Annotated in this window: 3 protein-coding genes; all 3 read right to left on the reverse strand. The window is 74.1% G+C overall.

Annotation, left to right across the window (positions count from 1 at the left end):
• Positions 1-971, reverse strand: a 971-nt coding sequence (locus CCN29_RS04045; RefSeq protein ID WP_228678918.1) for an ABC transporter ATP-binding protein, incomplete at its 3' end; no start/stop codon positions are given.
• Between the two features lie 107 nt (positions 972-1,078).
• Positions 1,079-1,837, reverse strand: a complete 759-nt coding sequence (locus CCN29_RS04050; protein ID WP_006129995.1) for an NUDIX hydrolase — start codon at positions 1,835-1,837, stop codon at positions 1,079-1,081.
• Between the two features lie 87 nt (positions 1,838-1,924).
• Positions 1,925-3,544 carry a DUF4192 domain-containing protein gene (locus CCN29_RS04055; RefSeq protein WP_086680085.1) on the reverse strand — a complete coding sequence of 540 codons (1,620 nt, stop codon included), beginning with the start codon at positions 3,542-3,544 and terminating at the stop codon, positions 1,925-1,927.
• Positions 3,545-3,847 lie beyond the last annotated feature (303 nt).

A 3,847-nucleotide genomic window follows, 5' to 3' on the forward strand; every position in this document is an offset into this window, starting at 1 on the left:
GAAGCAGGGGCGGGGTCCGCCGGGTCCTGAGGGGCGGTTTCCACCGCCGGCCGGGGCTCGGCAGCTCCGGCCGGTTGCGTGTCCGCACCGGCCCCCGGACCCATGTCCCCCACCTCGTCGGCCAGTTGGTGCACGACGATGCCGTTTCGGAAGGCCGTCTCGCCCACCTCGGCACAGCTGCTCCCGTAGACGCAGAGGCGGTTGCCGCCCTCCTGCACGACCTCCACGGACCGTTGCGTGGAACGGGCCTGCTGGGCGAGCAGTGCGGAGAGGCGGGCGGCGTGCGGGCTGCGGACGGCGACGCGGCGGCGCAGCCGGGTGCGGGCGAAGTCGGCGGCCCGCTGGTCGGCCACGAGCCGTCCCTCGTCCAGCGTGACCACGTGATCGGCGATCCGCGCGGCCTCCTTGGGATCGGCGGTGCTGCACAGCACCGTCCCGCCCTGTGCCGCGTGTTCCCGCAGCATGTCGTACAGCCACCGCCTCTCCCCCGCGACGAGCCCGCGCGCGGGGTCGTCGAGCACGAGGGTGTGCGGGTCCGGCAGGAGCGCGCAGGCCAGACCGAGGCGGCGGTCCATGCCGCGCGACAGGGTGCCGAGGCGTTCGTCGCGCAGGCTCACCAGGCCCACCGCTTCGAGCACTTCGTCGGCACGCCGGGCCGGAACCCCGGAGGCCGCGCAGAGCATGCGGAGGTGTCCGCGGACCGTGCGGGCGGGGTGCCCCGGCACGTCGCCCAGAACCACCCCCACCTCGTGGGCGGGGTGCGGGATGCGGTGCAACGGGCGGCCTCTGAAGTAGGTGATCCCACGCCCGCGTTGGAGTTCGAGCATGAGTCTCAGCGCCGTGGTCTTGCCGGCGCCCGGTGCTCCGAGCAACGCGGTGACGCGGCCCGCATGCGCCTCGAAGGAGACGTTGTCGAGGGCGGGCCGCTGCTCTTTGCGAGGGATGCTGGTCAGTCCGATGGCCTGGATCACCCGATGCAAGATAGCGCGGCAAATCGGGTTTTTCGGGCACCACGGGGCCTGTTGCAGGAGGGGAAACGGCCCCGGGACACGCGTACCGGAAGCCGGCCTCTCCCGTGTCAGACCTCGGGGCGCAGCATGGGCGGGTTGAGCAGGGTGGCGCCGCCGGCCCGGAAGAGCTGGGCGGGACGGCCGCCCTGCCGGGTCGTGGTGCCGCCGGTGGGCACCAGGAAGCCCGGCGTGCCCGTCACCTTGCGATGGAAGTTGCGCGGGTCGAGCGCCACGCCCCAGACCGCCTCGTAGACGCGGCGCAGCTCACCGACGGTGAACTCCGGCGGGCAGAACGCCGTCGCCAGCGAGGAGTACTCGATCTTGGAGCGGGCGCGTTCCACGCCGTCCGAGAGGATCTGGGCGTGGTCGAACGCGAGCGGCGCCACCGGCTCGCCGTCCCTGCCGTGGCCACCCTGCTGCAACAGCTCGTCCACGGGCGCCCAGCGCGCGTTGCTGGCGTCGCCGCCCGCCCGGGGCGCCGGCAGGTCCGGGGCCAGAGCGAGGTGGGCGACGCTCACCACCCGCATGCGCGGGTCACGCTTGGGGTCCCCGTACGTGGCCAGCTGCTCGAGATGGGCGCCGTGGTCCTGGGCGGGGACGGCCGGATCATGAACCCGCAGCCCCGTCTCCTCGGCCAGCTCCCGCGCCGCCGCCTGCGCCAGATCCTCGTCGTCCCGTACGAAGCCTCCGGGAAGTGCCCACCGCCCCTGGAACGGGGGCTCACCCCTGCGTACCGCCAATGCGCACAGAGCGTGACGTCGCACGGTGAGCACGACCAGGTCCACGGTGACGGCGAAAGGCGGGAAAGCTGACGGGTCGTAGGGCATGCGGCGATCATAGTCGTCTGCCTGACGATAAACACTCCCTGCACCGGCCTGATCGTCGGCCGGTCTCGTTCCGCACCGGCATCTCCTCTACTCCTCCGTCTCCTCCCCACGCGGCGCGATGTGCGCGCCTTCCTGGTGCTGCCCGCGCCGGGTCGCGGCGCCGGGGTGCGCGGGGCCTTGGGGCCGGGTCCCGCCCGGTGCCATCCGAGGGCGCGGCAGCCGCCCCGTGGGCGTGCCTCCGCGGCGCGGGAGCCGTCCCGCACGGCCGGCCGCCCGCAGCCGGCGCCTCCGGGACGTGGGCGACGCATCGAGGCCGGGCGCCTCGCCCTCATCCTTGCCGGGGTTCTCGCCACCACCCCTCCCGAGAGCCTCGCTGCCCTGCTCGCCGGAAACCCCGCTCACCTCGGCCGGGCTGGACTCCCCCTCTCCCCCGCCGCGCAGACAGCGGCGGATCGACTCCGGGTCGAGCCCTTCGTTGCACGCCTGGTGCAGCAGACGCGCGAACAGGTAGTCCGGGTCGGCCCCGAGAGCCATGGCGAGAGCCTCCCGGGCCTCCAGTTCGTCGCCGGAGGACCAGGCGACCCACCCGGCGAGGGTGAGCGGTGCGGCGGCATACTCCCCGTACGGGCCGACGCAGCGGCGTGCCAGGGTGCGCCACAGGCGGAGGGCCGGGGCCGCCTCGTCGCCCTCCATCCACGCGGCGGCGCGGTCGCGGGTGGTGCGGTCCTGGAGGCCGAGGAGCACCGTGGCCGCCTCGTCGTGCCCGATCAGTTCGTCGTCCCGCAGGTCCGACGGGAGCGTGCCGGAGACGGGCGGGGCGTCGGCGAGGCGGCGCACGAGGCGCTCGGCCAGTTCCAGCGTCTCGTCGGCGACGGCCTTGCGGGCCTGCTCGTCGACGATCCGGGGGAGCAGCCTCAGCCCGGCGTCGTCCAGGGCGCGGCGCTGGTCGTGGGCGGCGGAGGTCTCCCAGGGCTGGAGCCTGGCGTGCAGTTCGCGCAGGGAGCCGCGGACCTGGAGCCCCGCGTAGGCGGCCGCGGCGGCCAGCACGGACGTGCCGGGCAGGCCCATCGGCGTGCCTTCCTCCGGGCAGCAGGTCCGGTCGTCGCAGCAGTAGGACCAGAAGCGGCCGTCGGAGACGCAGAGGGCTTCGACCACCGGGACGTCCAGAGCTCCGCATTCCAGTCGCAGGGCGTGGGCCAAGGGTCCCAGCCGCTCCTTGACCTGCCGGCCGGTCTCGCCATGCCCCGGCTCCTGGCACAGGAAGACGACCATCTGCTCGGGTCGGGCTCCTCGGCGCTCGCATCCGGTCACCAGGCCGTGGGCGAGCTGCCGGGCGGCCGAGGGCCAGTCGCCGGGGTCGGCGGGGATGCCGAGCCGGGCCCGGCCGCCGATCCTGCCCGGCCCGCCGGTGTCGTGCAGGGAAACGAGGACGATGCTGTCCTCCGGACGGTATCCGAGCAGGTAGGGCACGGCGTCGGCCAGCTCGGCGGGGGTGCGCAGCGTCACCTGCTGCGGGTCGCCGTGGCTCTCGTACGCGGTGCAGGTCAGGTCGGCCGGGTGGGGTGGGCGGTCCTCGCCGGTCACCGGCACCGGTGTTCCGGTGCGGGACGCTGCCGCTTCCCGTCGCGGCTCCGCCCCGTCGCGTCCGGACTGGCTCGGGATGTCACTGTTCTCGGAGGGACCGGTCGTCCCGCTGTGGTTCGTCATGCCGGGACCTTCTCGCGGATTGCGACATTCCGGTTCACCTGTGGACAACTCGGGTCAGGTCCATGTCACCGCCGTGCCGCCGGCCGGGCGTTGTCCACAGCCCGGAGCCGATGTCGGCGCCGTCCTGTTGTATGGGACCCATGGAGCACACGAGCAACACGGATCTGCGGACGGCCGCCGACGCGGTGCTCGCCCGTCTCGTCGGCGACGACACGGGCGCCGCACGGCTGCGCGACGACCAGTGGCGGGCGATCGAGGCGCTGGTCGCCGAGAAGCGCCGGGCACTGGTCGTCCAGCGCACGG

The organism is Streptomyces pseudogriseolus (genome assembly GCA_002154585.1).
Classification (GTDB): domain Bacteria; phylum Actinomycetota; class Actinomycetes; order Streptomycetales; family Streptomycetaceae; genus Streptomyces; species Streptomyces pseudogriseolus.